The organism is Streptomyces sp. NPDC058231, assembly GCF_042882275.1.
Taxonomy (GTDB): Bacteria; Actinomycetota; Actinomycetes; order Streptomycetales; family Streptomycetaceae; genus Streptomyces.
Window position 1 is genome coordinate 54,976 of record NZ_JBHVWN010000017.1, and the last position, 26,026, is coordinate 81,001.

At 70.0% G+C, this 26,026-nt stretch carries 20 protein-coding genes; 13 read left to right on the plus strand and 7 right to left on the minus strand.

The features are described from left to right. Positions 1-156: 156 nt before the first annotated feature. The gene (locus ACFVXE_RS14995) at positions 157-1,263 is read left to right on the plus strand and encodes a LacI family DNA-binding transcriptional regulator (RefSeq protein WP_389671553.1); all 1,107 of its coding nucleotides are present in this window, start codon (positions 157-159) and stop codon (positions 1,261-1,263) included. Positions 1,264-1,549: 286 nt separating this feature from the next. On the opposite strand, the gene ACFVXE_RS15000 is transcribed toward ACFVXE_RS14995, so the two are convergent. Beyond that, positions 1,550-2,896 (minus strand): endo-1,4-beta-xylanase, encoded by a 1,347-nt coding sequence (locus ACFVXE_RS15000; RefSeq protein ID WP_389671612.1) that lies wholly within the window; start codon positions 2,894-2,896, stop codon positions 1,550-1,552. Between the two features lie 991 nt (positions 2,897-3,887). On the opposite strand from ACFVXE_RS15000, the gene ACFVXE_RS15005 reads away from it, so the two are divergent. Next, the gene (locus tag ACFVXE_RS15005) at positions 3,888-4,520 is read left to right on the plus strand and encodes a LysE family transporter (protein WP_389671554.1); all 633 of its coding nucleotides are present in this window, start codon (positions 3,888-3,890) and stop codon (positions 4,518-4,520) included. 98 nt (positions 4,521-4,618) lie between these two features. Here the strand turns inward: ACFVXE_RS15005 and ACFVXE_RS15010 are convergent, their stop codons facing one another. Further along, positions 4,619-6,454: a serine hydrolase gene (locus ACFVXE_RS15010; RefSeq protein ID WP_389671555.1), complete on the minus strand. Its 1,836-nt coding sequence runs from the start codon at positions 6,452-6,454 to the stop codon at positions 4,619-4,621. Positions 6,455-7,103: 649 nt separating this feature from the next. On the opposite strand from ACFVXE_RS15010, the gene ACFVXE_RS15015 reads away from it, so the two are divergent. After that, positions 7,104-8,204, plus strand: a complete 1,101-nt coding sequence (locus ACFVXE_RS15015) for a calcium:proton antiporter (protein WP_389671613.1) — start codon at positions 7,104-7,106, stop codon at positions 8,202-8,204. A gap of 117 nt (positions 8,205-8,321) precedes the next feature. Here the strand turns inward: ACFVXE_RS15015 and ACFVXE_RS15020 are convergent, their stop codons facing one another. Then, on the minus strand, positions 8,322-10,733 hold the full coding sequence (locus ACFVXE_RS15020) for a penicillin acylase family protein (RefSeq protein ID WP_389671556.1): 2,412 nt from the start codon (positions 10,731-10,733) through the stop codon (positions 8,322-8,324). 151 nt (positions 10,734-10,884) lie between these two features. Between ACFVXE_RS15020 and ACFVXE_RS15025 the strand changes: the two genes are divergently transcribed. Then, entirely contained in the window at positions 10,885-12,420 is a 1,536-nt protein-coding gene (locus ACFVXE_RS15025; RefSeq protein ID WP_389671557.1) for an acyl-CoA synthetase, read from the plus strand. Positions 12,421-12,643: 223 nt separating this feature from the next. Here ACFVXE_RS15025 and paaK read toward each other — a convergent pair whose 3' ends face one another. Then, positions 12,644-13,933: a phenylacetate--CoA ligase PaaK gene (gene paaK / locus ACFVXE_RS15030; protein ID WP_389671558.1), complete on the minus strand. Its 1,290-nt coding sequence runs from the start codon at positions 13,931-13,933 to the stop codon at positions 12,644-12,646. Between the two features lie 193 nt (positions 13,934-14,126). On the opposite strand from paaK, the gene ACFVXE_RS15035 reads away from it, so the two are divergent. Beyond that, complete coding sequence (locus ACFVXE_RS15035) at positions 14,127-15,671, plus strand: alpha/beta fold hydrolase (RefSeq protein WP_389671614.1); 1,545 nt, start codon at positions 14,127-14,129, stop codon at positions 15,669-15,671. Between the two features lie 14 nt (positions 15,672-15,685). Here the strand turns inward: ACFVXE_RS15035 and ACFVXE_RS15040 are convergent, their stop codons facing one another. After that, positions 15,686-17,314 (minus strand): FAD-dependent oxidoreductase, encoded by a 1,629-nt coding sequence (locus tag ACFVXE_RS15040; RefSeq protein WP_389671559.1) that lies wholly within the window; start codon positions 17,312-17,314, stop codon positions 15,686-15,688. A 276-nt stretch (positions 17,315-17,590) separates the two neighbouring features. On the opposite strand from ACFVXE_RS15040, the gene ACFVXE_RS15045 reads away from it, so the two are divergent. The 7 genes from ACFVXE_RS15045 (at position 17,591) to ACFVXE_RS15075 (ending at position 22,882) form a co-directional block, all read left to right on the plus strand. Further along, a complete protein-coding gene (locus ACFVXE_RS15045; protein WP_389671560.1) occupies positions 17,591-18,709 on the plus strand; it encodes a SchA/CurD-like domain-containing protein in 1,119 nt (372 codons plus the stop codon). A gap of 75 nt (positions 18,710-18,784) precedes the next feature. After that, positions 18,785-19,219 (plus strand): cupin domain-containing protein, encoded by a 435-nt coding sequence (locus ACFVXE_RS15050; protein ID WP_389671561.1) that lies wholly within the window; start codon positions 18,785-18,787, stop codon positions 19,217-19,219. Then, on the plus strand, positions 19,216-20,484 hold the full coding sequence (locus ACFVXE_RS15055) for a beta-ketoacyl-[acyl-carrier-protein] synthase family protein (RefSeq protein ID WP_389671562.1): 1,269 nt from the start codon (positions 19,216-19,218) through the stop codon (positions 20,482-20,484). Before ACFVXE_RS15050 ends, ACFVXE_RS15055 begins: the two co-directional genes overlap by 4 nt. Beyond that, positions 20,481-21,731 (plus strand): ketosynthase chain-length factor, encoded by a 1,251-nt coding sequence (locus tag ACFVXE_RS15060; RefSeq protein ID WP_389671563.1) that lies wholly within the window; start codon positions 20,481-20,483, stop codon positions 21,729-21,731. Before ACFVXE_RS15055 ends, ACFVXE_RS15060 begins: the two co-directional genes overlap by 4 nt. A gap of 15 nt (positions 21,732-21,746) precedes the next feature. Beyond that, a complete protein-coding gene (locus ACFVXE_RS15065; RefSeq protein WP_389671564.1) occupies positions 21,747-22,004 on the plus strand; it encodes an acyl carrier protein in 258 nt (85 codons plus the stop codon). 1 nt (position 22,005) lies between these two features. Further along, entirely contained in the window at positions 22,006-22,485 is a 480-nt protein-coding gene (locus ACFVXE_RS15070; protein ID WP_389671565.1) for an SRPBCC family protein, read from the plus strand. Between the two features lie 64 nt (positions 22,486-22,549). After that, positions 22,550-22,882, plus strand: coding sequence for a TcmI family type II polyketide cyclase (locus tag ACFVXE_RS15075; protein ID WP_389671566.1), 333 nt, complete (start codon positions 22,550-22,552; stop codon positions 22,880-22,882). 122 nt (positions 22,883-23,004) lie between these two features. Here ACFVXE_RS15075 and ACFVXE_RS15080 read toward each other — a convergent pair whose 3' ends face one another. Both ACFVXE_RS15080 and ACFVXE_RS15085 read right to left on the minus strand, forming a co-directional pair. Continuing rightward, positions 23,005-24,069, minus strand: coding sequence for a methyltransferase (locus tag ACFVXE_RS15080; RefSeq protein ID WP_389671567.1), 1,065 nt, complete (start codon positions 24,067-24,069; stop codon positions 23,005-23,007). 35 nt (positions 24,070-24,104) lie between these two features. After that, positions 24,105-25,178 (minus strand): nitrous oxide reductase family maturation protein NosD, encoded by a 1,074-nt coding sequence (locus ACFVXE_RS15085; RefSeq protein ID WP_389671568.1) that lies wholly within the window; start codon positions 25,176-25,178, stop codon positions 24,105-24,107. Between the two features lie 546 nt (positions 25,179-25,724). Here ACFVXE_RS15085 and ACFVXE_RS15090 point away from each other — a divergent pair. Then, complete coding sequence (locus ACFVXE_RS15090; protein WP_389671569.1) at positions 25,725-25,967, plus strand: DUF397 domain-containing protein; 243 nt, start codon at positions 25,725-25,727, stop codon at positions 25,965-25,967. Positions 25,968-26,026: the final 59 nt, after the last annotated feature.

Below are 26,026 nucleotides of genomic sequence, written 5' to 3' on the forward strand. Positions count from 1 at the left end.
ACTGGTAAATCGATGCACTGATGCTAAGAACGCCTCAAGAGGGACGTCAACAGCTGATGCAGAAGAATTTTCAGGGATGTTAATGGGTGTACCGGTGAAGAGAGTTCAGTAAATCGGTACACTAGGATCGCGAATGGGTTCCGAACCGGAGGTGGCATGAGCGGGGTAACGATCCATCAGGTCGCGGAGGCTGCTGGGGTCTCCGCGAGCACGGTCTCGAACGTCCTCAACGGACGTACGGACCGTATGCAGGCGGCCACCCTGGCCCGGGTCGAGCGGGTGATCGAGCAGTTGAGTTACCGGCCGAACCGTGCGGCGAGGATGCTGCGCACCGGCCGTATCAAGGTCATCGGACTCATCGTGCCGTCGGTCGCCAACCCCTTCTGGGGGGCGCTCGCCCGTGAGTTGGAGGCCATCGCGCTCGCTGAGGGATACCACGTACTGCTCTGCAACAGCGAGCGTGATCCGGCCCGCGAGCTCAAGTACGGCGAGGAACTGCTCGCCGACGGGGTGAGCGGAGTGGTGCTGTGTTCCTCGCTGCCCTCGCTCGACCATGTGGCGCCGTTGCTCAGCCGCGGCCTGAAGATGGTCGCCTTCGACCGCACCGCACAAGCGGGTGACCCGCCGTCGCTGGCCTCCATCAGCGTGGACAACGCGATGGGAGCGGAACTCGCCACGCGTCATCTCATCGAACTCGGTCACCGGCGGCTGGCGTTCGTCTCCGGATCGGTCAACAGCGTCAACCGGCGCGAGCGCCTGCGGGGCTTCCGTGCGGCACTGGAATCGGCCGGGCTCGACCCGGCCGACGCGGTGGTCTGGCCGGGCGCCGACACCTCCGAGTTCGGCGACAAGGACGCCGCCGAACTGGGCCGCAACGCGGCCAGAGAGCTCCTGTCCGGGCCGCGTCCGCCCACCGCGTTCGTCGCGGTCAACGACATGTGCGCGATCGGGATCTGCCGGGGGGCGAAGGACGCGGGGCGCAGCGCCGGACAGGACGTCTCGGTGGTCGGCTTCGACGACATCCTGCTCGCCGACCTCTTCGAGCCGCCGCTCACCACCGTCCGCCAGCCGCTGCCCGAGATGGCCGCCGAGACGTTCCAGCAGCTTCGCGCGAGGATCGACTCGGCTCCGGTGGCAGGGCGTTCCCTGCTGATCCGGCCACGGCTGGTCGTACGGGAGTCGACGGCACCGGCCCCGATGCCCGCACCGGCGGGCGCCGTCGCCCCGGCACCGGCGGCGACCGGACGACCGCTCGGCCGATGACTGTCCCGTCATCCGTGGTGGAGCGACGCGCGGCGCCGGATGCGGTGCGTCGCAGGGGAGGGGCGACCTCGAATCGGGCGTCACACCTGGCCTGTCCGGGCGCTCCGCTCCCGCTCAGGCGCCGTATCCGTCGTGGTGCGCCCGCCAGGGACCACCGGACAACTCTCGGGCCCGGCTCGCTCCGGTCGGGTGCGGGGTGTCACCGCACCCGACCCTTCCGCGCGACGGCGCAGGGCGCGGCGATCCTGGATCGCCGCGCCCGCGTTCGTGTCTGCCCGACGAGCCGTCAGGAAGCGGTGCACGCACCGACGGTCGGGGCCGTGGTGTTGCCGTTCGTCATGACCGTGAAACCGAAGGATGTCGACGCCCCGGCAGCCAGGCTGCCGTTGCTGTTCGGCTTCATCGTCATCACATTCCCGCTGGAGTCCCAGCTGGGGGTGCCGTTCCAGGAACCGGAGACCTTCTGCGGCGAAGTGAACGTCACCGGGACCGACCAGCCGGTGATCGCCGAGCTGCCGGCCTTCACCGTGACCTGCCCGTTGAAGCCGCCGCTCCATGAGGCCGTCAGGGTGTAGGTCGCCGAGCAGGTGGCACCACCGGTGCCCCCGCCGGGGGTGCCGCCACCGGAGCTGCCGCCGAGTGCGGCGAGGACCGCGTCGTACGCGGGCTTCTTGCCGTAGTTGTCGTCGAACAGCAGCGGGGTGCCGCTGCTGCGCCACGAGTACTTGTCCGGGATTCCCCAGACGGTCATCCCGGTGCAGCGCGTGACCGCCAGGCAGGCTTTCACCACATTGCTGTAGTTGGTCGCCTGCGCCGAGCCCGAGCCCTCGATGTCCAGTTCGGTGATCTGCACATCGACGCCGAGGTCGGCGAAGCGCTGCAGGTTGGCCTGATAGTCGCTGGGGACGGGGGAGTTGCTGTTGAAGTGCGACTGGAAGCCCACGCAGTCGATCGGCACACCGCGCTGCTTGAAGTCCTTCACCATGTTGTAGACCGCGTTGCTCTTCGCGTTCTGACCATCGGTGTTGTAGTCGTTGTAGCAGAGTTTGGCACCGGAATCGGCTGCGCGAGCCGTGCGGAAGGCCTCTTCGATGTAGCCGTCACCGAGCTTGTCCTGGAACGGGGAACTGCGCCTGGCACCACTGCTGCCGTCCTGGAACGCCTCGTTGACCACGTCCCAGGCATAGATCTTGCCCTTGTAATGCGTCATGACCTGGGTGATGTGGTTGTTCATCGCCGTGCGCAGATCGGCGGCGGCGAGCCCACCGACCCAACCGGGCAGTTGGGAGTGCCACACCAGGGTGTGTCCGCGGACCTTCATGCCCTTGCCCTGGGCGTGGCTGACGATCTGGTCGGCGTTGCCGAAGCTGAACGAGTTGCGGGTGCCTTCCACGGCGTCCCACTTCATCTCGTTCTCCGGTGTCACCGCGTTGAACTCGGTGTCCAGCGTCGAGGCGTACTGGGCCTCGCCGAGGTGGTTCGCGGCCACCGCTGTGCCGAAGTATCTGCCCTTGGCGGCTGCCGAGGCGCCGAGTGTGCTTGCGGCCTGGGCGGTGCCGGCCAGCGCGACGACCCCGGTGGCGGCGAGAATGCCGGCCGTCCCGATGACGAGCGCCTTGCGGGCGCGGTTCATGGCGTGCGGGCGTGCGGCTGCGTGGCCGCCGGAGGAATGGACGATCACTTATCAACCTCTTCTTCCGAGTGCGGGCGGAATGAGCGGACTGCCCGGGCGGCGCGTGGGCCGCTCAGGGCTGTGCATCCCGCCACGTGGGCACGCCGGCAAAGGGCATGCGTGTGACAGGAGTTGATCGGTGAAACGAGGGGCGAGGGAGAGTATGCGCCCGCCGGGGAGTGGCGTCAACGCTGCATTTCCGAAATATTTCGAGACCGTTAAGCGCCGGATCATTGCGCCGTATGGCTTTGACCTGCGCATACGCAAGGCTCTTGGCGCTCCTTGCCCTTGCGTGAAAGGTATGACGCTTGTGTCGAGAGCGAGTGGTTACGAAAGTCGCCCGAAAGGGAATGGGGGCTCCGGGCGATGGCGTGGGTCGTGTTGCTGGGTGGACGTACTTCTGGAATGCCTTGAACAGCGGGTTCTGGTCTCGGGAGTTGACTGCAATCCCATCCTGCTTCGAATGTAGCCTGCATTTATTTCGAAATGTTTCGAGATTCGGAGGCTGAGCGCAGCATGCCAGGCCGAACGCACGGGCTGCGGCGACGTTTCCGGCCGGCTCGGATCCGCCGGGCGGGACGACGCCGGCTGCCACATGCCGGGCACCTTGCAGGTGTCGCCGCCCGCTGCGGAGCGTGCGGGGCGGGCGACGCGTCGCGATCACCCTGGACGACACCACGGTGAGGGACGACTGCCGCCCGGTGGGTGCCGTCGCGGGCTGCACCGGCTGAAAAGAGGTGTACCACTGCGTGGCGGTCCTGTCGGCGCGTTCTCCGACGCAGATCGGCCGGTGGGGACCGGGCCGCGAAAATGTGTTGCCCCGGTAGCCTCGTCGCCCGCAGCATCTGCCCATGAACACGACCTTCGCCGTCCTGCCGTCGACCCTCGCCACCCGAACCATGGGTGTTCAGCAGCAGCCCGGCCCCAGGCGGAGACCGGCGTTCCTTCCCGCGTGACGGCCGCCCTGGTCGCGGGGCTCCTGGCCGGCTTCGGCATCGCCATGCCGGTCGGAGCGGTCGCGACGTATCTGGTGTCCCTCACCGCACGGACCACGCTGAGGACCGGCGCCGCCGCTGCGCTCGGCGTCGCGACCGCCGACGGCGTCTACGCGCTCATCGCGGTCGTGGGGGGCTCCTCGCTCACCCATGTCATCGAACCGGTCGCGCTGCCGCTGCGTCGGGTCTCGGTCCTGGTGCTCGTCGCGCTGGCACTCCGGGGCGGTTTCACCGGGATCCGCCAGTACCGCGAGCGGCGTTCGGTGGTCCGGACCGGGAAGACCCCGCTCAGCCCGGCGCGCGCGTACCTCGGGCTGACGGGTATGACGCTGCTGAACCCTGCCACCGTCGTCTATTTCGCGGCGCTGGTACTGGGCAGCCGTGCGGGCAGCGAGCCGGACCGGCTGGAACAGTCCGTCTTCGTCCTCGCTGCCTTCACTGCGTCCGCCTGCTGGCAGTTGCTGCTCGCCGGCGGGGGCGCGCTGCTCGGCCGGGCGCTGACCGGCGCGCGGGGCCGGCTCTTCACCACCCTGTCGTCCTCCGTGCTGATCGCGGCGCTCGCCGTCCATCTGCTCCTGCCGGGGGGCTGACGGACGGTCCCGGCCGTCGCACCGGCGGCTGCCGGCCGGTGGGATCCGGCCGGCAGCCGCTCACCGTGTTCGACGGCCCGGCAGCCGCCTGCCCGTGCTCAGTCCGCCGAGACCGTCCAGCCGTTCGCCTCGATGCGCCCGGCGTCGGCGGACCTGCTGTCGTCGAAGACCGTGCGGCCGCCGTCCTCGACCCGGATGCCGTCGACGTACGCCCCGCGCCCGACGTACAGCTGATCCGTGGTGTACCGCCACCGCAGCTGTACGTCCTTGTTCCGCCAGGCGGCCAGGTCCGCGTCGAGCCGGTGCCAGACCCGGCCCGACCAGCCGGAGACGGAACCCGCCGGATGCGCTTCGGGCTCCGTCCGGTGGTGGCCGGCCGTCGGTACGGTGGTGAACGGCACCGGCTGCCAGGTCGCCCCGGCGTCCGCGGAAGCCTCCAGGAGGAGGTTGTCGGAGCCCGGTTCGGTGTCCCACCACAGTGCGCAGTTCAGAGCGGCATGAGACGACACCGGACGCAGTGCGGGCAGCGCGAGCGTGGCGGAGGTGGCGCTCGCCATGCCGGAGAACCAGGCGCTGCGGCCCGTGGCGGGGTGCACCGCCACCGCCCGCGCCAGCTGGTTCGCGGTGGCGACGCGGGGTGCGCTGCCGGAGCGCCAGTTGCGCACCGGATGCACCGAGTTGCCCAGCACGATCAGGAATGAGTCGGTCGTCGGATCGAGGACCAGACTCGTCCCCGTGAAGCCGGTGTGGCCCGCGGTGCTCGGCGTGGCCATGGCGCCCATGTACCAGTGCTGGTAGAGCTCGAAGCCGAGCCCGTGCGCGTCCCCGGGGAACGCGGTGTTGAAGTCGGTGAACAACAGGTCCACCGACGCGTCGGAGAGAATCCTCGCGTGCCCGTAGGATCCGCCGTTGAGCAGGGTGCGGGCCAGGATCGCCAGGTCCCAGGCGCAGGAGAAGACTCCGGCGTGGCCCGCCACCCCGCCCAGGCTGAACGCGTTCTCGTCGTGGACCTCTCCCCAGACCAGCCCGCGGTCCAGACCGGACCACGGCAGCCGGGCGTCCTCGGTCGCCGCGATCTTCGGCTTCCAGGCGGCGGGCGGGTTGTAGCGCGTGCGGTGCATCCCGAGCGGAGTGGTGATCTCCTCGCGGAGCAACACGTCCTCGGTGCGTCCGGTGATCTTCTCCAGGATCAGCTGCAGCGAGATCAGATTGAGGTCGGAGTAGAGATACACCGTGCCAGGCGGGTTGGCCGGTACCTCGTCCCACAGCAGGCGGAGCTTCCCTTCCCGCGTCGGCTCCTTGTAGAGCGGGATCCATGCGCGGAAACCTGAGGTGTGCGTGAGCAGCTGACGGATCGTGATGTCCTGCTTGCCGCCGCCCGCGAAGTCGGGGAGGTACGACGCGACCTTCGCCTCCAGTTCGAGTGCCCCGCGCTCGATCTGCTGCACGGCCAGGATGGAGGTGAACAGCTTGGACACCGACGCCAGATCGAAGACCGTGTCCTCGGCCATCGCGATCTGCTGGTCCGCCGGGAACTCCACCCCGGTGTCCGTCGTCTCGTCGTACGCCGCATACCGCACGGCCTTGCCGATCGGCCGGTGCAGAGCCACCGTGCCACCGCGCCCCGCCAGCAGCACCGCGCCCGCGTACCAGGGATGTTTGGGGGAGGCCGCGAGGAACTTCTCAGCCTCGGTGACCAGTTGGTCCAGCGGTCCCTGCAGCAGCCCCGCGTGTGCGGCGCTGCCGAGCCGCAGCGTCGGCCGTGGGCGCGAGGCGGCCGATCGCTTCGCCGCCGAGGATCCCGCCCCCGATTCCATGGCCGACGCGGCTTCTGCGAAAGGGATCGGTGCCAGCGCGAGTGCTCCGCCCAGTGCGAGCATCCCGCCGCTCAGCCTGCGTCGGCTGATTCCTCTGCCGGTCGCGTCCTCGGTCATCAGGAACCCCTCTCTACCGGGTGAAAGTAACTTTCGTCATTCAGTCCTGCGGTGAAACTTCCTGCCGCCGGAGAGATTACTGTCACCTCCCCCGCGGCGGAGGCCCCTCGCGCAACAAAGAATCTGACGATCTGTCAGCTGCGGCCTGTCCTTCCCGGACCCGGGAGGGGACGGAGGCCGAGCATCCGTCCTTCATCTGAACCGTCGAAGGTGAGGCGTCGGCCCTCCCGGCGGACTGCCGACAGGCCGTCGCCGATCCGGCCGAGCAGGCGAGGTGGCGGACGCCGAGCGCCCCGGCGGCCGGGACATCCCGCGCGAGCTCGGCACCCCGCGTGTCGTCGCCACCGCCGCACTTCGGGAGTCCGCTACAGGTGCAGGGCCCGCCGCCCGGCCGGCGGCGGAGTAGGACACCGGGGTGCCGGCCGGCAACCGCTTCGCCGGCCCGCCGGCCGCGCCCGATCACCATCGGCCTCCCGCCCGCCCGCGCGCCCCGGCGCCGCGGGCGGACGGCTCAGGTGAGACGGCGTCGCGGCCGAGCGCTTCGCACGGCGCCCGCCCACATCCGGTGTGCCCGACCCCCGTTCGGTGCGGCCGGGTGCCGTCCGCCGAGCGGCGCCCGGCCACCTCTGGCAGCGTGTGGCTCATGAACATGAGCGCGACGGTCCGGTCACTGGTGACCCAGTGGACCGTGGTCGTGCCGATCGTCGCGGTGGTCGCGCTGGTGTTCAGCTGGGGACGGGAGCTCCCTGCCATCGCCGTCGCCGTGGTCGCGCTCTGTCTCGCGGGCGCCGTGCTCGCCGCCGTCCACCACGCCGAAGTGATCGCCCACCGGGTCGGAGAGCCGTTCGGCTCGCTGGTCCTGGCCGTTGCCGTGACCGTCATCGAAGTTGCTCTGATCGTCACCCTGATGGTGGACGGCGGCCCCAAGACGTCCGCGCTCGCCCGCGACACCGTCTTCGCCGCCGTGATGATCACCTGCAACGGCATCGTCGGACTGTCCCTTCTGGTGGGCGCGGTCCGTACCCGTGTCGCCGTGTTCAATGCCGAAGGGTCGGGCGCCGCCCTGGCGACCGTCGCGACCCTTGCCACCCTCAGCCTGGTACTGCCGACCTTCACCATCGGCCGCCCGGGCCCGGAGTTCTCCACCGCGCAGCTCGCCTTCGCCGCCGTCGCGTCACTCCTCCTGTACGGGCTGTTCGTGGCCGTGCAGACGGTCCGGCACCGCGAGTACTTTCTGCCGCTCACCCAGGAGGGGCGGCTCAAACAGGAGGAGCATCGCGCGCCCCTGCCCGGCCGGGGCGCCACCGCGCTGAGCCTGGTCATGTTGCTCATCGCGTTGATCGCCGTCGTCGGCGACGCCAAGGCCGTCTCGCCGACGATCGAGTCCGGGGTGCAGGCCGCCGGGCTGCCGCAGGCCGTGGTCGGTGTCGTCATCGCGCTGCTGGTGCTGGCGCCGGAGACCCTCGCCGCGGTGCGGGCCGCCCGCCGCGAGCGTGTACAGACCAGCCTCAACCTCGCCCTCGGGTCGGCCATGGCCAGCATCGGCCTGACCATTCCGGCGATCGCCCTGGCCTCCATCTGGCTGTCCGGGCCATTGCATCTGGGTCTCGGATCCACCCATATGGTGCTGCTCGCCCTGACCGTGGTGGTCGGCGCGCTGACCGTCGTACCGGGACGGGCCACCCTGCTCCAGGGCGGCGTCCACCTGGCGATCTTCGCCGCGTTCGTCTTCCTTGCGATCAGCCCCTGACCGCACCGGAGCGGGCAGGGACCGACGGCACACCCAGGGTCCTTCGTCCCGATCGGGCCGGATCAGGCAACGGGGCACGCTGGCCCGGCATGATCCGGACGAAAGACCCCGGCGGTGCTAACGGTGCTCGCGCACCGCCACCACCCGCAGCGCCGGCGAGCGCGCGATGTCCTTCTCGCAGAACCGTGACGTCACCCAGCGCTCACCCGAGAACAGCTCGGTCTGGTCGCTGTAGTGCGGCGAATTCGGGTTGGAGGACTGGGAGTACGTGAGCAGGGTGCGGGCCACCGGGCATCCGGAGCCGTCCCAGCCGACCGCCTGGATGTAGCTGGAACCCGCCGAGATGTCCGTGTAGCCACTGCCCGCCGCGTTCCACACCGCCTCGGTCTTGTTCCAGACGCCGAGGGACTCCGTGCCTCCGCCCATCGCGAGGCGCTTCCCGTTCCGTACGACGCCCTGGTACGTGCCGAGCGGCGCGTCCAGCGCGATCCGGGCGGCCCGCAGTTCGGCCACCGCATCGGCCAGTGCGGCGATGACCCGCTGCGACGTGGTGTTCAGCGTGCTCGGCGTACCGACCGGGTCGGCGGGGGAGAAGGGCACCTTCCACAGCTCGGCTTCCGGCACTGCGACGGCCCTGCGCCAGAACCGGTCGAAGAGCAGCGCGCCCCGGCTGCCGGTGTCGACCTTCCGGTCCCAGCGCCGCAGCACCTCGCACGCCCCCGACACATCGACCGCCTTGCCGTCACTGCCCGCGGCACTCCCACCGGGCAGCGCCGCACAGGCCTGGGCCAGGCCGGCCGCGGCCCTGTCACCGGCCGGTGCGCGGTTCGCGTACTGCTGGTTCTGCAGGTCGCCCACGGTCAGCCGGCCCTTCGCCGCCATCGCCGACACGTCCTCGATCGCGCCGCGGGTCCGCATCGAGCGGGGCGTACCGACCGTGCCGAAGACCCGCTCGTAGCCGGTCAGTGGAGCGCCGGCGTTGGTCAGCCAGGCGCTGTCGTTGGAGTTCTCGACGTACGGGGTGTCCTTGACCGTCGGCATCCGGCCGGGCCCGAAGATGCCCGGCTGCACCGCGTCCGGGTCGGAACCGAGCGCGCAGTCGCTCCGCGACCCGTCCAGCACCGCGAGCCCCGACGACGGATAGGTGGCCCGGCCCAGCGGGGTGGAGCACCGCTGCGCGAGGTCGTCCGTGATCCGCGGCAGCACCTGCGACTGCGAGAAGAACGAATGCCCCGAGGAGTCGGCCGCGACGGTGTTCACCCACGGCAGCCCCTGGGTACGGCGGAGTGCGGCCTGGATGTCCGAGGTGCTGCGCGCCTTGCTGAACCCGAGGGCCGTGTCCGACGACCGGAGGTTCGTGGCGTTCGGGTCGTTCAGCGCGTACGCGGTCGTCGCCGTCCACGGCAGCGGGAGTCCGGAACCGAGTGAGATGACCACCGGACCGTACCGGGTCCACCACTGGGCGCGGGTCACCGTGGTGCCGCCCTTCAGCGCCACCGACACCGTGCGCTTCACCATCTGCTCCGGCCTGCCGTCCACCAGATACCTGGTCGGATCCGCCGGATCGAGGGTGAGCTGATGCAGATTGAGGGTGACCCCGGTGGCGACCGTGTGGCTCCACGCGATGTTCGCGTTGTGCCCGATCGACACGGTCGCCGAACCGAGCAGCGAGCCGCCCGCCACATCGAGCGTTCCGGGGATGGTCTGTTGGGACTGCCAGAACCGCCGCCCGCCCTGCCACGGATAATGCGGATTGCCGAGCAGCAGGCCCCGCCCGTTCGCCGTCGTGCTGCCGCGGAACGCGACCGCGTTCGAGCCCATGTCGGCGTTCTGCGTGGACAGCAGCCGCCGCGCCGCCTTCGCGGCCTCACCGGGGGTGACACCGGGCGCGGCCGGCGCGCCGGTGGGTGGCTGCGCGGCTGTGATGCCGTCGATCCCGCGGCCCTGACCGCCGAGCACGGAGAGCGCGAAGGCACGGGTGGCGACGTCCAGCATCGTCACCGGACGTACCCAGTCGGCGCCCCGACAGGCCGGATCGGATATCCGGTTCTGCTTCAGCCACGCGTTGTAGCCCGCCGCCCAGCCCCGCTCGAGCTCCTTCACCTCACGGCTCTGACCCGCCGGATCGGACACCCTCAGCAGCTTCTCCACGGTGCCGCTGTCGCGTACCCCGCGGAAGTAGAGATCGCTGGAGAGGTTGCCGGCCGCGGAGGACAGTGAACCGTCCGGAGCCGCGTCCGGACCGAAGTACCGCGACCGTTCGCCGCGCAACGTCACGAAGCCGTCGGCAAGCGTGCACACCTGGTCGGCGGCCTGCGCCCAGCCGTTCCCGAATCCGAGATTCGCATAGTCCTTCGCCACGATGTGCGGGATGCCGTACTCGGTGTAGCGGATCACGGCGGCCAGACCGCCACCCGACGGATGCCGGGTGTACGAGGTGTCGGCCGCGGCCGGTTGCAGGGACCCCGACGCGGTGAGCAGAGCGAGTGCGGGGACCGCGAGGAGCCTGAGGCGGTTGCGGAAGGGCAACGTTCCTCCCAACTGTACGGTGGGAAAAGGCGGTTGCTCGGATGTCCCGAGACACCACGCGTAACTCAGCCAGCACGGGCGTACCCGTGTCAACAACATGGCCCGTATCGGAACCCTTGACCGCCGGGGCACGGCCGCACAGGATCACGCCATGACAGGTGTACGCAGCTCCACAGTCGACGGTGTCGTCACCCGCAGCGCCCGGCGCACCCCCGAGCGCATCGCCGTCCGGTACGCCGACCGGACCTGGACGTACCGGTTCCTGGACGCCGCGATCGGTACCGCGGCCGCCGTCCTCCTCACCGACCACGGCCTGCGTCCCGGTGACCGGGTCGCCGCCTACGCGCACAACTCCGACGCGTATCTGATCGCGTACCTGGCCTGTGCCCGGGCCGGGCTCGTCCATGTGCCGGTCAATCAGAACCTCACCGGTGACGACCTGACGTACGTCCTGCGGCAGTCCGGCAGCGCCCTCGTCCTGACCGATCCGGCCCTCGCCGACCGGATCCCGTCCGGTTTCGCGGTACGGCCGCTGCGCGACGCACCGGACTCGCTCCTCGGCGCACTCGCCGCTCCGCGGCCCTTCGCCCCCGAGCGGCAACCGGCCGCGGGCGACCTGGTGCAGTTGCTGTACACCTCGGGCACCACCGCACTTCCCAAGGGCGCGATGATGACCCACGGCGCCCTCGTCCACGAGTACGTCAGCGCGATCGCCGCTCTCGACCTGCGGTCCACCGACCGGCCCGTCCACTCGCTGCCGCTCTACCACTCCGCACAGATGCACGTGTTCCTGCTGCCCTATCTCGCGGTCGGTGCGGAGAACACCATCCTCGACGCGCCCGACGCCGGCCGGATCTTCGACCTCGTCGAGGCCGGGCAGGCGGACAGTCTGTTCGCCCCGCCCACCGTCTGGATCGGGCTCGCCAACCACCCGGAGTTCGCGACCCGCGAGCTAGGGGGACTGCGCAAGGCGTACTACGGCGCGTCGATCATGCCGGTCCCGGTACTGGAACGGCTCCGCGAGAGGCTGCCCGCACTCGACTTCTACAACTGTTTCGGGCAGAGCGAGATCGGCCCGCTGGCCACGGTCCTCGGTCCCGACGAGCACGAGGGCCGGATGGACTCCTGCGGCCGGCCGGTGCTGTTCGTCGAGGCACGCGTCGTCGACGAGCACGGCAAGGAGGTGCCGGACGGCACTGCGGGCGAAGTGGTCTACAGATCACCGCAGTTGTGCGAGGGCTACTGGGAGAAGCCGGAGGAGACGGCCGAGGCCTTCCGCGACGGGTGGTTCCACTCCGGCGATCTCGCGGTCCGCGATCCGGAGGGCTTCTTCACCGTCGTCGACCGGGTGAAGGACGTGATCAACTCCGGCGGCGTCCTCGTCGCCTCCCGCCAGGTCGAGGACGCCCTCTACACCCACCCCGCCGTTGCCGAGACAGCCGTCGTGGGGCTGCCGGACGAACGGTGGATCGAGGCCGTCACCGCCGTCGTCGTGCTTCGCGAGCCCGCCACCGAACAGCAGCTTCTCGATCATGTGCGGGAGCGGCTCGCCCACTTCAAGGCCCCGAAGAGGATTCTTTTCCTGGACGCACTGCCGCGCAATGCCAGCGGAAAGATCCTCAAGCGCGAGCTCAGGGACCGGTTCTCGCAGGCCGGGCCGGGCGGAGGGGAGAGCTCCGGTGGATGACGCCGGATGCCGCGCCGCCTGACACCGACCCGAGGGGTGGCGCGGAGCGTCCCGGCCGACCGGGCGGGCGGCATCCGGGCATCAGCGGCTCCCGGCGGCCGAGGGCGACGGCCCTCTCCCTCGGCCACGCAGCCGGGGGAGCCGCGAGAAACAGGCGCTGACGGGGCGGGCGGCCCGGCACGCCGGAGCCGGGCACGACCGAGTGGGTATCGCCCCCGGCGTCTCAGTGTCCGCCGCGGTCGTCCACGATTCGCTTGAATTTGCCGACCGATCGCTCCAGGGTCCCGGGATCGACGATCTCCACCCCGACCGACACCCCGATGCCGTCCTTGACCGCCACCGCGATCGAGCGCGCGGCGGCCGCCCGCTGGACCGGAGTCGCCTCGGCCCGTGCCTCCGCCCGAACGGTCAGCGCGTCGAGACGGCCCTCGCGGGTCAGTCGCAGCTGGAAGTGTGGCGCGAGCGCCGGCGTCCGCAGCACGATCTCCTCGATCTGGGTCGGGAAGAGATTCACCCCGCGCAGGATCACCAGATCGTCACTGCGCCCGGTGACCTTCTCCATGCGGCGGAAGACCCGGGCGGTGCCGGGCAGCAACCTGGTCAGATCCCGGGTCCGGTAGCGGATGACCGGCATGGCCTCCTTGGTGAGCGACGTGAAGACGAGCTCACCCTCCTCGCCCTCCGGAAGCACCTCGCCGGTGAGCGGATCGACGACCTCCGGATAGAAGTGGTCCTCCCAGATGTGCAGCCCGTCCTTCGTCTCCACGCACTCCTGCGCGACACCGGGCCCCATCACCTCCGACAGCCCGTAGATGTCGACCGCGTCGATCGCGAACCGCTCCTCGATCTCCCGGCGCATCTCCTGCGTCCACGGCTCGGCGCCGAAGATCCCGACCTTCAGCGACGTCGTCCTCGGATCGACGCCCTGGCGCTCGAACTCGTCGAGAAGGGTCAGCATGTACGAAGGCGTGATCATGATGATCTCGGGCCGGAAGTCCTGGATCAGCTGTATCTGACGGGACGTCATTCCCCCGGACGCGGGGATCACCGTGCAGCCGAGCCGCTCCGCCCCGTAGTGCGCCCCGAGACCGCCGGTGAACAGCCCGTACCCGTACGCCACATGGACCTTCTGGCCCGGGCGGCCTCCGGCGGCCCGGATCGAGCGGGCGACCACGTCGGCCCAGGTGTCCAGGTCCGCCCGGGTGTAGCCGACGACCGTGGGGCGGCCCGTCGTCCCGCTGGACGCGTGGATGCGCCGCACCTGGTCCTCGGGCACCGCGAACATACCGAACGGGTAGTTGTCCCGCAGGTCGGCCTTGGTGGTGAACGGGAATCGGGCGAGGTCGGCGAGCGTCCGGCAGTCCTCGGGGCGCAGGCCTGCCTTGTCGAACGCGGCGCGGTAGAAGCCGACGTGTTCGTACGCACGGTGCAGTGTGGCGCGCAGGCGCTTCAGCTGCAGTGCCTCCAGTTCCTCACGGCCGAGCCGTTCGGCCGCGTCCAGCAGATCCGTCATCCGGATCTCCCTCCTTCCGCCCGGGCGACCGACCATTCGGTCGATCCTTGTGGGAGCAGTAATTCAGGATGATCCACGCCCTGGCAAGGGGGGCGGCGAGATCACACGCGCCGGCCGTGGTCGTGACGGATCGCTCTTACGCTCACACCGAACGCCGGCCCGGGCCCGGGTGCACCCTGTTTGGATGGCGGGCATGCCGATCTTCAACGCGTACGACGGAACCGGGCTCGCCTACCATCTCCGCGGCGAGGGCGAGCCGCTGATCTGTGTCCCCGGCGGACCCATGCGGGCCGCCGTCCACCTCGGCGGCCTGGGCGGACTCTCCGCCCACCGGCAACTGGTGCTGCTCGACCAGAGGGGGACGGGTGACTCCGAAGCGCCCGACGACCCCGCGACGTACCGTTGCGACCGTCTCGTCGACGACGTCGAGGCGCTGCGCGCGCACCTGGGTCTGGACCGCATCGATCTGCTGGGCCACTCCGCGTCCGGCAACCTGGTTGCGCTCTACGCCGCCCGGTATCCGCACCGGCTGCGCTCGTTGACACTGGTCGCACCGGGTACCCGGGCCGTCGGCGTGGAGACGACCGACCGGGACCGGCGCGACGCCTTCGCGCTGCGCAGCGACGAACCCTGGTACGCGGCAGGAGCCGCCGCACTGGAGGAGATCCACGCCGGACGCGGCGGGAGCGAGCAGTGGACGGCGGTCGAACCGTTCGCGTACGGGCGTTGGGACGCGGCCGCGCAGGCGCATGCCGCGGCCGCGGCGACACAGCGCAATGACCAGGCTGCGGCCGTCTATTACGAGGAAGGGGCCTTCGACACGGCAGCGACGGTGGCCGCGCTGCGCTGTGTGCAGGTCCCGGTGCTCGTTCTCGCGGGGGAGTACGACGCGGGACCGACCCCCGACCGAGCCGCCGAACTGGCCGCTCTCTTCCCGCGGGGCGAATTCATCGTGCAGCGCGGGGCCGGCCACTACCCGTGGGTCGACGATCCCGGCGCGTTCGCCCGCACCGTCTCCGCGTTCCTCGACCCCGAGGTGCACAGCGTGCAGGCCGGCGGCATACGGCTCGCGTACCGGGTCTGGGGCGAGCCGTCCGCACCACCCGTCGTCCTCGCCCACGGCCGGGGCGGCGACAGCCGGGACTGGACGGAGATCGCCGAACAGCTCGCCACCGACCACCGGGTGTACGCACTCGATTTTCGCGGCCACGGTCTCAGCGACTGGACCGGCCGCTACTCCTTCGAGCTGTTCCGCGACGACCTGCACGCCTTCATGGAAGCGCGCAATCTGGCCGGTGCCACCGTGGTCGGGCACTCGATGGGCGGCGCCGCCGCCTTTCTGCTGGCCGAACGGGAACCCGGGCTGATCGGCAGACTGGTCATCGAGGAAGCCCCGCCGCTCATCCCGCTCGACCCGCCCCGCCGGCCGGCCCGACGCCCGGACGGCGAACTCGACTTCGACTGGGAGGTCGTCCCGTCGATCGACACCCAGCTCAACGATCCCGATCCGGCGGCCCGCGAGCGCCTCGGCGAGATCACCGCCCCGACGCTCGTGATCGCAGGAGGGGACGGGAGTCATCTGCCGCAGGACCAACTCGCCTGGCTGGCAGGGCAGATCTCCGACTGTCGGCTGGTCACCATCGACGCCGGACATCTCGTCCACACCGCACGGCCCACCGAATTCCTCGCGGCAGTACGGTCGTTCGGCATGGACCGAGACATCGGCGGCCGGCCCTGAGGGTGCCGGTCCGGTCAGTTCCGGCTGAGCACGGTGGACAGGACCTCCAGCAGGACCGCCTCCGGATCGGATACGGCACCGGCCGATCGCCAGGCCACGAAGCCGTCGGGGCGCACCAGGACAGCGCCCTCGGCGGTGGTGCCGTGGACCTCGGCCCAGTCCGCCCCGTTCTCCGGCTCCAGATCGGATCCGGAGCCGATACCGAACGCGTCGAGCCGCACCGACAGCCGGTCGGCGACGCGTGCCGCGGCCCGACGCCACGCAACGTCCCCGCCGTCGCAGAGCAGCACGAACGACCGCTCGTAGAGGTCCAGCGTCGACCTGCGGACGCCCGCCTGACGGACCCACAGGTGCGGTGACCGCGAACCCGGTTCGCCCGTCAGCTGCATGCCGCGCGGCACCACCGGCTGTTCGGGGTCGACACCCACCACGGCCCCTCGGACGTAGCGGTAGCCCAGTGCCACCGGCAGCAGGCCGCCCTGCTTCCCGCCGCCCATACCCGGAGCCGGGGCATAGCCGGGGTGGCTGTGCTCGGCGGAACGGGCCGAGGCCCGTTCGCTCGTCGACCGCGCCACAGGCAGCCGTTCCGCCTCGTACGTGTCCAGCAGCCCAGGCCCCGCCTCGCCGCGCAGCACGGCGGCGAGCTTCCAGGCGAGGTTGTGCGCGTCCTGGATACCGGTGTTGGAGCCGAACGCCCCGGTCGGGGACATCTCGTGGGCCGAGTCACCGGCGAGGAACACCCTGCCCGACCCGTACCGGTCGGCGACGCGCTCCGCGGCGTGCCACGGGGCCTTGCCGGTGATCTCCACATCGATGTCAGGTGCACCGGTGGCCCGGCGGATGTGCTCCGCGCACCGCTCGTCGGTGAAGTCCTCCAGGGTCTCGCCCTCCTCGGGTTTCCACGGCGCGTGGAACACCCAGTCCCGCTCGTTGTCCACGGGCAGCAGGGCGCCCTCCGCGGCCGGGTTGGTGAGGTAGCACACGATGAAGCGCCGGTCGCCCAGCACATCGGCGAGCTTCCTGGACCGGAAGGTGATGCTCACGTTGTGGAACAGGTCGCCGTGACCCGACTGGCCGATCCGCAGCTGCTCCCTGACCGGACTGCGCGGCCCGTCGGCGGCGATCAGGTAATCGGCGCGGACACGGGTGTGCTCGCCGGTCTCCCGGTTCTTCAGCACCGCGTCGATCCCTGACCCATTCGGGTCGAAACTCAGCAGCTCGGTGGAGAACCTCAGGTCACCGCCCTGTTCACGCGCCTGGGCGAGCAGCACCGGCTCCAGATCGTTCTGGCTGCACAGGCACCAGCCGCTCGGACTGAAACGGGCCAGTCCGCCGCCTGGATCGATCTCCTTGAACAGCCATTCCTGGTCGTCGCCGGTCAGGGAACCCGCCTGCAGGATTCCATGGTTGTCCGCGAGGACCGAAGCGGCATCCCGGATGCGCTGCTCCACTCCGGCCGTGCGGAACACCTCCATCGTCCGTACGTTGTTGCCACGCCCACGCGGATGGGTGGACGTGGCGGCGTGCTTCTCGACCAGCAGGTGCTCGATGCCGAGCCGGCCGAGGAAAAGCGATGCGGACAGGCCCACCAGGGAGCCGCCCACGATGAGGACTGGTACGCGGTGGTCGACGTTCTCGTTCATCAGTGCTCCAGCTAGGACGCCGTACAGATGCTCTGTCCATGCCCTTGCGGGAGCTGTTCGGACGGCTGCCGGAACGCTGCTCACCTGAACGGTTCATAAATCTCGCGTCGGGCGGACCAGCGTTTCACGATCGGTCACGGAGACGATGCCCGCGGTCCGGGGGCGGACCGTACCGGTTCGCCGGGAGAAGCCCCGCTCCGATCTCACACGACAACCGACGGTTGACGGTCGGCCGGTTGAAACGGCCCACCGCGCCTTCTCGAAGGAGAGCGCAACATGACCACCCTCTCGGAACGGATCTCGCAGTCCGCCTTCGACGGCTCCAGGCTACGGATCGTGCTGCTGCTCGATCTGCACGACGGAGCCCAGAAGCAATTCCTGGAGGCGTACGAGGACATGCGCAACCAGGTGGCATCCGTCCCCGGACACATCAGCGACCAGCTCTGCCAGTCGATCGAGAACCCCTCCCAATGGCTGATCACCAGCGAATGGGAGAGCGCTCCGCCGTTCCTCGCGTGGGTCAACAGCGAGGAGCACGTCAAAACGGTACAGCCTCTGCACAGCTGCGTACGCGACACACGCTCGCTGCGTTACAGCATTCTGCGCGAGACGGGCAGCGCCTTCGAGGGCGTCGCGGAGCCGGCCAAGGGCGGCCTCCAGTCCTCGCCGCGGCTGGGCGACGGTGTGGTGCGTCACGCGCTCACGTTCACCGTCCAGCCGGGCACCGAGGAGATCGTCGCCAAGATCCTGGCCGACTACGACTCGCCGCAGGCGCGCGTCGACGAGCACACCCGGCTGCGCCGCACCTCGCTGTTCATGCACGGCAACCGTGTCGTACGCGCCGTGGAGGTCGAGGGCGACCTCCTCGCGGCGCTTCGCCACGTGTCCCGGCAGCCCGAGGTCAGGGCCGTCGAGGAAGCGATCAACCCGTACCTGGAGCAGGACCGGGACCTCACCGACCCCAACTCCGCCCGGATGTTCTTCACCCGCGCGGCGCTCCCCACCGTCCACCACGTGACGACGGGCCGGCACAACGCCGCCGAGGTCCGCCGCCACGCGCTCTTCTACCAGGCCAAGGAGGGCTGCGGCATGGAACTCGCCCGGCTCCTCGCCGGCCACGACGAGGAGGCCGCCGACGACCCGACGAGCCCGATCGCCAGCAGCACCATCTTCCAGCGCGACGACATCGTCGTCCGGCTCCTCGAAGCCGTCGGCCCGCTCGACGCACAGCCCGCCAAGGCGGTCGGCGTGGACGGCCCCGGCAAGCTGGCCGGCCTCGGCCGCCTGCTCGACGAGGAGGCCAACGCCGTCCCCATGAACGACCGGGAGATCTCCCGCTTCATCGACCACTCCGAGATGAAGCTGATCACCGACCGGCGCGCCGCGGAGTCCTGACCCGCGCGTCAGCACCCTGGGGGGTTCTCGCTCAACCCGTCAATTCACGCGCACTGCGCCAGGAGGAAAGCAGTCATGACCACGCACCGGCCACGCATCGTGGACCTCAGTGAGACCGAGCCCAACCGCAGGCGCGGAGGCGATCTGCGCGCCATGCTCACGCCGACGACGGTGGGCGCCACCAGCGGATTCATGGGCCTTGCCATCGTGCAGCCCGGCGACCGCATCGGCGAGCACTACCACCCGTACTCGGAGGAGTTCGTGTACGTCGTGAACGGTCTCCTGGAGGTGGACCTGGACGGCGAACCGCATCAGATGCGGCCCGACCAGGGCTTGCTGATCCCTCCGCACGTACGCCACCGGTTCCGCAACGTGGGCGACGTGGAAGCCCGCCTGGTCTTCCACCTCGGCCCACTCGCCCCGCGCCCGGAGCTCGGCCACGTCGACACCGAGCACACCGACACCGCGGACCGGACCGCGCCGCCAGAACGAACCGGGGCCGCTTCATGACCCGGCGCGTGGCGGTCACCGGGGTCGGCGTCGTCGCCCCGGGCGGAATCGGGACGCCGGCCTTCTGGGACCTCCTGGCCAACGGGCGCACCGCCACACGGGGCATCACTCTCTTCGACCCGGCGGGATTCCGCTCCCGGATCGCCGCCGAGTGCGACTTCGATCCGGTGGCCCACGGCCTCGACGAGGAGGAGATCGCACGCTCGGACCGGTACGTCCAGTTCGCGCTGGTCGCCGCCCGGGAGGCCCTCGGCGACGCGGGGCTCGATCCGGAGAAGGTCGATCCCTGGCGCATCGGAGTGTCCCTCGGCACCGCCGTCGGAGGCACCACCCGGCTGGAGCACGACTACGTCGCAGTCAGCGGCAGCGGTGCCCGGTGGGACGTCGACCACCGTCCGGCCGGCCGGCACCTGGAACGGGCCTTCTCGCCCAGTTCCCTCGCCTCGGCGGTGGCGGAGGAGGTCGGTGCGCACGGCCCGGTGCAGACCGTCTCGACGGGATGCACCTCCGGTCTCGACGCGATCGGATACGCCTTCCACTCCATCGAGGAGGGCCGGGTCGACGTGTGCATCGCCGGCGCGTCCGACTCGCCGATCACCCCGATCACTGTCGCGTGCTTCGACGCGATCAAGGCGACTTCCGCGAACAACGACGACCCGGAGCACGCCTCCCGGCCGTTCGACGCGCGGCGGGACGGTTTCGTCATGGGCGAGGGCGGAGCCGTACTCGTCCTGGAGGAGCTGGAGCACGCCCGCGCCCGCGGCGCGACCGTGTACTGCGAGATCGCGGGCTACGCCACCTTCGGCAACGCCTATCACATGACCGGGCTGACCCCCGAGGGGCTGGAGATGGCCGAAGCCATCAACCGGGCTCTCGGCCACGCCCGGATAGACGGGTCACAGATCGACTACGTCAACGCGCACGGTTCCGGCACCAAGCAGAACGACCGGCACGAGACGGCCGCCGTGAAGCGGGCCCTCGGATCGCACGCCTACAACGTGCCCATGAGCTCGATCAAGTCCATGGTCGGTCACTCGCTCGGAGCAATCGGAGCAATCGAGATCGCCGCCTGCGTGCTCGCCCTGGTCAACCAGACGGTGCCGCCGACGGCGAACTACGAAGCCCCGGACCCGGAGTGCGACCTCGACTACGTGCCGCGTACCGCACGTCCCTGCAAGCTGCGCAGCGTTCTGTCGGTCGGCAGCGGATTCGGGGGGTTCCAGTCCGCGGTGGCCCTGACCAGGACAGGTGGGAGGACACCATGAGCACCCGAAAGGCCCGGCGCACGGTCGTCACCGGAATCGGTGTCGTCGCTCCCAACGGAACGACCACCGAGTCGTTCTGGAAGAGCACGCAGGAAGGTGTGAGCGTCCTGGACCGCGTAACCCGCGAGGGCTGCGAACATCTGCCGCTGCGGGTCGCGGGCGAGGTCAGGGGATTCGACCCGGTGGACCTGGTCGAAGAACGCTACCTCGTACAGACCGACCGTTTCACGCATTTCGCGATGGCTGCCGCCGATCTCGCCCTCGACGACGCCCGGATGGGCCGCGCCGACTACGAGAACGACCCGTTCGCCGTCGGAGTGGTGACCGCCGCCGGATCGGGCGGCGGCGAGTTCGGCCAGCGCGAACTGCAGCGGCTGTGGGGGCAGGGATCGAAGTACGTCGGCCCCTACCAGTCCATCGCCTGGTTCTACGCCGCCAGCACCGGACAGATCTCCATCCGGGGCGGATTCAAGGGACCGTGCGCCGTCGTGGCCAGCGACGAAGCCGGCGGCCTGGACGCCCTGGCGCACGCCGCCCGGTCCATCCGAGGTGGCACCGACGCCGTGGTCGTCGGGGCCGCCGAGGCCCCCCTGGCGCCGTACTCGGTCGTCTGCCAGATCGGGTACCAGGACCTGAGCGTGTGCGACGACCCGGCGCGGGCCTACCGCCCGTTCACCGAAGGAGCCTGTGGCTTCGTGCCCGCCGAGGGCGGTGCGATGCTCGTGGTCGAGGAGGAGGGCGCGGCCATCCGCCGCGGTGCCCGGGTCCGTGCCGAACTGGCGGGCCACGCCGCGACGTTCACCGGGGCGTCCCGGTGGGAGGAGTCCCGGGAGGGGCTCGCCCGGGCCATCAGCGGCGCGCTGCGGGAAGCCGGCTGCGCGCCCGAGGAGATCGATGTGGTGTTCGCCGACGCGCTCGGCGTACCCGCTGCGGACCGTGCCGAGGCGCTTGCCATCGCCGACGCCCTCGGCGGGCACGGCCGCAGCGTCCCGGTGACGGCGCCGAAGACCGGTATCGGCCGAGCCTACTGCGGAGCTCCGGTCCTGGACACGGCCGCTGCCGTACTGGCCATGGAGAACGGACTGATACCCCCCACTCCCAACGTCATCGACGTGTGCCACGACCTCGATGTGGTCACCGGCCGGGCGCGCCCCGCCGAACTGCGGACGGCACTCGTGCTGAGCCGCGGCCTCATGGGTTCGAATGCGGCCGTCGTACTGCGGCACCCCACCGACAAACACGCATGAGAAGGAGAAGCCCTCATGACCGACCCACTGACCTACCAGGAGCTGGCCGCGCTGATGAAGAAGGGCGCCGGAGTCACCGTCGACCCGCTGGACATGGAGAACCGGCCGGCGTCCGGCTTCGACGAGTACGGCCTGGACTCGCTGGGACTTCTCGGCATCGTGGGTGTGCTGGAGAACCGGCACGGCCAGCCGCTCCCCGCCGACGCCGACCGGTGCAAGACACCCCGTGAGTTCCTCGACCTCGTCAACAACAACCTCATGACAGGAGCCTGAAGTGTCCGGACACACCGAGAACGAGATCACCATCGCCGCCCCGCTGGACCTGGTCTGGGACGTCACGAACGATCTCGAGAACTGGCCGCGGCTGTTCAGTGAGTACGCGTCCGTCGAGGTCATCGAGCGCGCCGGCGACAGGACGACGTTCCGGCTGACGATGCACCCCGACGAGAACGACAAGGTCTGGAGCTGGGTCTCCGAGCGCACCACCGACCGCTCCACCCGGACGGTCATCGCCCGCCGCGTCGAGCCGGGTCCGTTCCAGCACATGAACATCCGGTGGGAGTACTCGGAGGTCCCCGGCGGCACGAAGATGCACTGGGCCCAGGACTTCGCGATGCGGCCCGACGCACCCGTCGACGACGCGTGGATGACCGACAACATCAACCGCAACTCCCGTGTCCAGATGGAACTCATCCGGGACAAGATCGAGCAGCGCGACCGTGAGCGCCGGACCGCCCCGGTCAACGCCCGCTGACGCCCGCACACCCACATCCGGCCACCCCGCCGCACCGGCGGGGTACCAGAAAGGCATCCTGCCGATGCACCATGCTCTGATCGTTGCCCGGATGGCACCGGAGTCCGCGCCGGACATCGCCGAACTGTTCGCCGCCTCCGACGGCAGCGAACTGCCGCACCTCGTCGGGGTCACCCGGCGCAAGCTGTTCCAGTTCGGCGACGTGTACCTGCACCTGATCGAGTCCGACCGCCCGCCGGGCCCGGAGATCGCCAAGGTGACGCAGCACCCGGAGTTCAAGGACCTCAGCGAGAAGCTCACCGAGTTCATCAGCCCCTACGACCCGAAGACCTGGCGTGGTCCGAAGGACGCGATGGCGCACGAGTTCTACCGGTGGGAGAGCGGTTCCCCCGCCTGAGACACAGGAAGAATCGCTCCGGGTCCGGCCGATCGGCCGGACCCGGAGCGATTTCCGGTGCCGGGGATCTCCTGGGACGGATTTCCCCCGGCACCGGTTCATCCGGGACGCGGGTGGACGGATCAGGCAGGCACGATGCACTCGAACGCGTGCAGATACGCGTTGACCGGACTGATGTCGCCGACGGTCAGTCCCGCCTCCGTCATCCGCGAGATCAGGCTCTCCCTGGTGTGCTTCGCTCCGCCGACGTTCAGGAGCAGCAGCAGGTCCATGGCGGTGGTGAACCGCATCGACGGGGTGTCGTCGACGAGGTTCTCGATGATGACGACCCGGGCACCCGGCCGAGCCGCCGCCATGACGTTCCGCAGTGTCCTGCGGGTGCTCTCGTCGTCCCATTCCAGGATGTTCTTGATGATGTAGAGATCGGCCTCCACCGGGATCGCCTCGCGGCAGTCCCCGGCGACGATGGTGGTCCGGCCGGCGAGCGGACCGCCGTCGCGCAGCCGGGCGTCGGCCCTGGCCACCACGCCCGGAAGATCCATCAGTGTGCCGCGGACCCCCGGGTGCTTCTCCAGCAGACTGGCGAGCACGTGTCCCTGACCGCCACCGATGTCGGCGACGGCGGACACCCCCGCCAGGTCGAGGAGTTCGGCGACATCCAGCGCGGACTGCATGCTGGAGGTGGTCATCGCCCGGTTGAAGACATGGGCCGACTCGTGCGCGTCCTCGTGCAGGTAGTCGAAGAAACCCTTGCCGAACACGTCGGGGAAGACGCTTGTGCCGGTGCGCACGGCGTCGTCCAGGTGGGGCCAGACCTCCCAGGTCCACGGTTCGGTGCACCACAGGGAGATGTACCGCAGGCTGTTCGGGTCGTCCTCGCGCAGCAGCCGGGACATGTCGGTGTGGACGAACTTCCCGTCGGCGGTCTCGGCGAAGATCCCGTAGCAGGACAGGGCACGCAGCAGGCGCTGCAGCGGCTTCGGCTCGGTGTTCAGCTCCGACGCCAGCTCCTCCGCGCCGAGCGGCGTCTCTCCGAGTGCGTCGGCGACGCCGAGCCGGGCCGCCGCGCGCACGGCAGCGGCGCAGGCGGCGCCGAACACGATCTCACGCAGCCGCATACCCGCCTGCGGGGTGTGCAGGGGCGTCGTGGCGATGGGGGTCGGGGTGGTGGTGCTCACGGTTGTCATGCCGTCTCGCTTCTCCTCGTGCGGGGGGACACCGGTCAGCACATGCCGGCCGGTGTGGACTTCGCGCATACGTTGCTGACGAAGGTGTTGCCCATTCCGGCTTCCTGGTTGATCAGGTCCGCGGGCCGGTTGCCCTGCGCCACATTGCCGCTGATGGTGTTGTTCTTGTTGTGGGCGCCGACGAAGCTCTTGAAGAGCACGATCCCGCCGGAGAGCGGGCCGGTACCCACATTGCCCGTCACCGTGTTGCCGCGCACCGTGGTGTCCACGGTGCCGGTGAGGACGATGCCCGAGCCCTTGATGGCGGGCAGCCGGGGGGTGGCGGCACAGGACTTGTTGTTGTTGGTGACGCTGTTGTGTTGGATGGTCATCGCCCCGGCCTGCGGCTTGCCCTCGTCGCCGACGACGAACACGCCACTGCAGTTGGCGGTGAGGGCGTTGTCCGCGACCGAGAGATTACGGACCCGGCGGACGGTCAACCCGATGCGGTTGTCCTTGAGCGTGTTGCCGGTGATCGCGGTGCCGTGGGTATCGGTGGCCCCGCCCTCCTCGTCCACGGTGTTGGCGACGAAGATGCCGGCGTCGCCGTTGGAGCGGGCGGTGTTGTTACGGATCTCGGAGCGGGTGGACCTCTGCTCGGAGATGCCCCAGACGCCGTTGTGCTGGGAAGTCACCGAACGGACCTTCAGGCCGTCGGTCCAGGAGGCCCAGACACCGTTCTTCTTGAATCCGGAGACGGTCAGCGAGCGGATGCTCACCGCACCGATGGTGTGGCCCGACGTGCCCTGGACACAGATGCCGTTGCCGGCCTTGGTGCAGGCGTCCGCGGCCTTGGTCCCGGCCGCACCCGGCACGATCACCGTCTTGCTTCCGCTGCCGCGGAGGGTCAGGCCCGGCTTCGTGATCAGGATGCTCCCGCGGTAGGTGCCGGGCTGGATGTCGATGGTGTCACCCGCCCGCGCGGCGTTCACCGCGGCCTGGATCGACTGGCCCGGATGCACCACACGCCGTGTCTGCGCAGCAGCGGAACAGGCCGGAACGGTGGCCACGGCTGCGGTCGCCGAGGCAGCTGCGATACACGCAAAACTTCCGATGTGTCGTTTCTGCATGAGCCGAAGTTATGGGCGATCACCCTCCAATGCCACGCAGGGTGAGCGGATCGGTGCATCCCGTGCCCGAATGGCTTACGCCTGCACGACCGCCCCGCGTATGTGGTGGACGCGCGGCGGCGCACTCGGGTGAGACTGCGGTACGCCGCTCCCTCCCGGCGCGAACCGATGAGCCCGGAACGCCCCGGCCTCACCGACGGGGGAACGGCGGGGGTCCACCGGGTTCCGTGGTACCGGACCCGACGCCGGCCCTGCGGATGAATCCGGCGGCCCAACCCCGTGGCCTCCGGCATGATCCGCTGCGCGTATCGGCCGGGCGGGGACACGGACAGGCGAGGCCAGGGCCGGGTGAAGGAAGGCCGCACAGGGCATGCCCCGTGCCTGCGACGGCCGGACGCCGTTCCTCTCGGCGCAGCCGGCCGGAGCCGGCCGACCGGCGGGCCCGCCGGGATCCGGCCGGAGCGGTGGAACGGCCCCCGGCCGCGGCCTGTCCGGGACCGCTGACGGTGGCTAGGCTTTCCGGTACGACGAGCGGGAGGAGCCGACGTGGCCGAGAGCATCACCACCCAGCAGTCCTTTGCCGGGTGGGAAAAGCCGGATCTCGACCTCAGCAACGCCGACTGGCGGCCGGGTACCCAGGGGGTCGGGGACGTCCAGATCGCTTTCGTCGAAGGATTCGTCGCGATGCGCAACGCCGGTAAACCCGGGAGCCCTTCGCTGATCTTCACCCCGCACGAATGGCGGGCCTTCGTGGTGAACGCCCGCGACGGAGAGTTCGACCTCACCTGACGGCCGTGCGCCCGCGACGGGCGTTCGGAGGCTCAGCGCCGGAGCTGTTCGCGCACCCG

Coding starts and splice junctions, on each gene's coding strand:
- ACFVXE_RS14995 (WP_389671553.1), top strand. CDS start 157: ATGAGCGGGGTAACGATCCATCAGGTCGCGGAGGCTGCTGGGGTCTCC.
- ACFVXE_RS15000 (WP_389671612.1), bottom strand. CDS start 2,896: ATGAACCGCGCCCGCAAGGCGCTCGTCATCGGGACGGCCGGCATTCTC.
- ACFVXE_RS15010 (WP_389671555.1), bottom strand. CDS start 6,454: ATGACCGAGGACGCGACCGGCAGAGGAATCAGCCGACGCAGGCTGAGC.
- ACFVXE_RS15015 (WP_389671613.1), top strand. CDS start 7,104: ATGAGCGCGACGGTCCGGTCACTGGTGACCCAGTGGACCGTGGTCGTG.
- ACFVXE_RS15025 (WP_389671557.1), top strand. CDS start 10,885: ATGACAGGTGTACGCAGCTCCACAGTCGACGGTGTCGTCACCCGCAGC.
- paaK (WP_389671558.1), bottom strand. CDS start 13,933: ATGACGGATCTGCTGGACGCGGCCGAACGGCTCGGCCGTGAGGAACTG.
- ACFVXE_RS15035 (WP_389671614.1), top strand. CDS start 14,127: ATGCCGATCTTCAACGCGTACGACGGAACCGGGCTCGCCTACCATCTC.
- ACFVXE_RS15040 (WP_389671559.1), bottom strand. CDS start 17,314: ATGAACGAGAACGTCGACCACCGCGTACCAGTCCTCATCGTGGGCGGC.
- ACFVXE_RS15045 (WP_389671560.1), top strand. CDS start 17,591: ATGACCACCCTCTCGGAACGGATCTCGCAGTCCGCCTTCGACGGCTCC.
- ACFVXE_RS15050 (WP_389671561.1), top strand. CDS start 18,785: ATGACCACGCACCGGCCACGCATCGTGGACCTCAGTGAGACCGAGCCC.
- ACFVXE_RS15055 (WP_389671562.1), top strand. CDS start 19,216: ATGACCCGGCGCGTGGCGGTCACCGGGGTCGGCGTCGTCGCCCCGGGC.
- ACFVXE_RS15060 (WP_389671563.1), top strand. CDS start 20,481: ATGAGCACCCGAAAGGCCCGGCGCACGGTCGTCACCGGAATCGGTGTC.
- ACFVXE_RS15065 (WP_389671564.1), top strand. CDS start 21,747: ATGACCGACCCACTGACCTACCAGGAGCTGGCCGCGCTGATGAAGAAG.
- ACFVXE_RS15075 (WP_389671566.1), top strand. CDS start 22,550: ATGCACCATGCTCTGATCGTTGCCCGGATGGCACCGGAGTCCGCGCCG.
- ACFVXE_RS15080 (WP_389671567.1), bottom strand. CDS start 24,069: ATGACAACCGTGAGCACCACCACCCCGACCCCCATCGCCACGACGCCC.
- ACFVXE_RS15085 (WP_389671568.1), bottom strand. CDS start 25,178: ATGCAGAAACGACACATCGGAAGTTTTGCGTGTATCGCAGCTGCCTCG.